The organism is Methanocalculus sp., from assembly GCF_029762515.1.
In the GTDB taxonomy this organism is placed as follows: domain Archaea; phylum Halobacteriota; class Methanomicrobia; order Methanomicrobiales; family Methanocorpusculaceae; genus Methanocalculus.
The window spans coordinates 1-3,723 of sequence record NZ_JARVGN010000234.1 but is presented as its reverse complement, the minus strand read 5'-3'; the positions used below and the strand labels follow the sequence as shown (position 1 = coordinate 3,723).

At 36.8% G+C, this 3,723-nt stretch carries 4 protein-coding genes; all 4 read left to right on the top strand.

Annotated features, from left to right (window positions below; genetic code table 11):
• A partial coding sequence (locus QCH34_RS08680; RefSeq protein ID WP_366898495.1) for a UDP-N-acetylglucosamine-1-phosphate transferase occupies positions 1 to 1,021 on the top strand: 1,021 nt, incomplete at its 5' end.
• A gap of 1 nt (position 1,022) precedes the next feature.
• Positions 1,023 to 1,571 carry a DUF1616 domain-containing protein gene (locus QCH34_RS08675; RefSeq protein WP_300332936.1) on the top strand — a complete coding sequence of 183 codons (549 nt, stop codon included), beginning with the start codon at positions 1,023 to 1,025 and terminating at the stop codon, positions 1,569 to 1,571.
• A complete protein-coding gene (locus tag QCH34_RS08670) occupies positions 1,571 to 3,136 on the top strand; it encodes a hypothetical protein (protein WP_300332931.1) in 1,566 nt (521 codons plus the stop codon). The genes QCH34_RS08675 and QCH34_RS08670 overlap by 1 nt, the downstream gene beginning before the upstream one ends.
• The coding region (locus tag QCH34_RS08665) for a PIG-L deacetylase family protein (RefSeq protein WP_300332926.1) at positions 3,136 to 3,723 on the top strand (588 nt) is incomplete at its 3' end. The genes QCH34_RS08670 and QCH34_RS08665, both read left to right, overlap by 1 nt.

The following is a 3,723-nucleotide window of genomic DNA, read 5'->3' as shown; positions in this document are numbered from 1 at the left end:
TTTAGTTGGTGCAATCAATAATGGTTGGAATATGTTCTTATTTGAAAATGTTATTTATACAGTCAATTTTATGGCATTTTTCTTTTTTATCATACCATTCATACTTACTATAACTATTATGCCACCGGTCATCCGTAAGATGCGTGAAACCGGCTATATGGCTAAGGATATGTATAAAATAAACACAACATATATTCCCATAAATGGCGGATTGGTGATATTACTTGTTGCATTATTTTCTCTTTCGATAATATCGCTTTTCTATAGCAAGTATATCAACCCAGTTAACTACGCTATAATAACTGTCGTTGCGCTTTTTGCCTTTTTTGGTTTATTGGACGATATCATAAACATTGGAAGAATTGCAAAACTTGTTCTGTTGTATTATTGTGCGTATATATTAATTTCATATGCAACAGTTTCAATACTATACACGGAATTCTTTAGTGGAATATTATTGTTTGGAATAATTTACTCCCAGATTATTGTGCCAACATATGTGCCCGTCGTTGCGAATCTGGTAAATATGCATTCAGGATTCAATGGCCTTGCACCAGGATTGTCATTGATAATTCTTATAACATTGATATTAAAATCATTATTTTTCGGCGATATTCTTAATATATTATTTATTATCTGCTTAACGGGCGCTCTAGCAGGGTATTTCCTCTTCGAAAAGTATCCTGCAAGGATATTCTGGGGAAATATTGGAGCATTAACTATTGGAGCGGCTATCGGGGCCACTATTGTTATTGAGGGCTATATCGTCAGTGGATTCATCATGCTAATACCTCATACAATCAATTTTCTCATGTATGTGTACTGGAGACTACGGACGGACAAATATCCAATCCAGAAGTTTGGAAAGATACGCGAAGATGGAACATTAGAAGTGCCGAACCCTCTTACCTTGAAATGGTTGTTACCGTACTATTATCCCATGACGGAAAAACAGGCTACAAATGTAATGCTTCTGTATACGACCGTATTTTGTTTCATAGGATTATTTGTGCCAGGATGAAATGGGGGAAAAGGAAATGCTTGGTATTTTACGTATAATAGTTGGATTCACGCTATTATTATTTATTCCTGGGTTTGTATTCTCCTGGGCATTATTCCCGGATAAAAGAGACCCATCGCCAATTAATCGGTTAGCGTTCTCATTTGTATTGAGTATTGCTTTGGTTATTCTTATCGTATTATTTATGGATATTGTTCTTGGAATACCCACCAATGCACTAAACATTGCGATTTCAATTTGTTTTTTCTCGTTGTGTGTATTGGGTTATATTAAAATAAGAGAAAAAATAGGTGCAGTTTTTCAAAGCGAACGAAGTCGTATAAAATCAATTGGAATACAAAGATCTTTCTTTAAAAGTGTAAAAACAAGGATTAGTAATACTATTCCATCTATTCATGAATATGATGCAACAGAAAGAATTGATCATCCCGAAAATCCAAACAACCAAAATAATGAAAATAGTCCTGAAAAGATGGAAACCGCAAATTTTTGGGATATGTTAAAATCTACGGGAATTAGAAGCCCCATTAGAAAGAAGGGGAAGAAATAATGCATCTGAATGGTATTGTCACGAATCGAGAATATCAAAACAATCTCAGTCCATTACAGTGCGAAAATATAAAAAACGTAATTGCAATTTCGAAAAAATTCGCAGATGAATCAGGAATCTCCATAAAAGACCCTGGTGAGATCACTCCGGACAGTATAATTATCGAATCCGGGCATCAACCAAATTTTCTGCCTTACCCGGGGATATTTAAAAAGATGTATCTTTTATGTCAAATGCAGTCATTGCTACAAAAGAATGGGAAAAGAGCAATTCCGTTTTTTGGTTTTGCTGATCAGAATATATGCACAGCTCAATTACTATTCGAAAATCAGTTGCCTGCATACAATAAACAAGGAAAAGAAAAAATTGGGTTTAAGATATCAAAAAACGATAAATGGAAGCGTTTTAATACGCTTAAAAAACCTGATGAAAAATCTTTTCAAAACGCCATCGAAACGATCATCCACTTTTACTCCGAAAACATGAAAAAAGTGAAACAGCCCAATTCTCACATTGATGATAATTTACAAGATGTCTGTCAAATACTCTGGAAAAGCTATGATAAAGCGAGAACATTCTCTGAAATGAATGAATTTATCATTTCACTCATTGCCACAGAATTATTTGAGCTCGAGGTCTACTTTTTCAGGTACTCCGATGTTCAGAAGAACTTCATTTTTTGCACTGAATGGGAAAATGTCATTCGAAAAAAGGAATCCTATTCCCATGTCTATAATTCCACGATACGAAACTTTGCTTTACCTATCCCAAAAATTACAGATTCGTATCTACCATTCTGGTATCATTGCCGATGTGGTGGTCTTGCAGACCCACAGATTTATGAGGGAAATAAATGGCTGATTCGCTGCCCGATTTGTCGAGAAGAACAGATTATTGAAGCGGGAGGCCACGTCAGGCAAATAAAAGAACAATTCAGTCAGATAAGCCCAAAAGCTGTCTTTCGCAATTTAGTTTTTTCCGAGGGACTGGGAACCAGTTTCTTTATTTCAGGAAGTGGAGGCGGGTTACAATATGGAATTATTTCGAATGAAATGGCTGACCATTTCAATTTGAACAAGCCAACGTCAATTGCATGGAAATCACGAGATTATTATTTAGGTATCAGCCACATTCACGCAATCCGGGAGTTTAATAAATTCTTCGATAGTACCTACACCGACGTCCTTGATGGCGAGACTAACGAATTAATATCGAGAAGTAGGGAGAAACTTGAAAAAAAAATGAGTGATGTAACAAATCCAACGACACAGAAAAAGGAATTGAAAAAAATCAAGGGTAAACTCGCGAACATCCCTATTCAGGTAGAGCTCATCAGGAATTGTTTCTCCACGACGCCATCTATATTGGATCTCCTCGTGAATCTTAATGCTCGAGATGCCATCAATGAATGGAATATAATCGTTAATAACGAGCCTCTTTCAAATAAAAATGGTTTTTATATCATTTATGCGGATGTATCTTATAATACTCATCAGAACGAAATCATTCCCGTAACGCAGTTAGCGACACTATTTGAAAAATTCGAGGAAATTGAGGTGACTTAGTGGGGAAAAAAGTACTGGTTATCAGTCCTCATACCGACGATGGAGAGCTTGGGTGTGGAGGTTCCATTGCGCGATTTGTTGAAGAGGGGTATGACATATCTTACGTTGCGCTGTCATGTTGTGAGAAGTCGATACCAAAAGAATATCCCCCTGATATTTTGCGGCGTGAAGTAAAGAAAGCAATCAAAGTGCTTGGTCTTGATGAGCCGATCCTTTTTGAATATGATGTCCGTGAATTCCCGAGATATCGCCAGGAAATTCTGGATACGCTTATAGTACTTAGAGATGAGATTCGCCCGGACATCGTTTTCACTCCTTCTTCTTATGATACCCACCAGGATCATAAAACCACGAGAGAAGAAACACTCCGTGCATTTAAGCAGTGTACGATATTAGGGTATGAACAACCGTGGAATAACATTACTTTCAATACGCTTGCGTTTATCCGCTTGGAAGATACCCACGTGGCTAAAAAAATCCAGGCATTAAATTGCTATGAAACCCAGAAGAACAGAACATATCTCAAACCGGACTTCATCAGAGGTCTTGCTTTGACAAGAGGAACTCAGATTGAAGAAATGTATGCC

Bases quoted from the DNA above. Each gene is read 5' to 3' on its own strand.
- QCH34_RS08675 (WP_300332936.1), top strand. From the start codon at position 1,023: ATGGGGGAAAAGGAAATGCTTGGTATTTTACGTATAATAGTTGGATTC.
- QCH34_RS08670 (WP_300332931.1), top strand. From the start codon at position 1,571: ATGCATCTGAATGGTATTGTCACGAATCGAGAATATCAAAACAATCTC.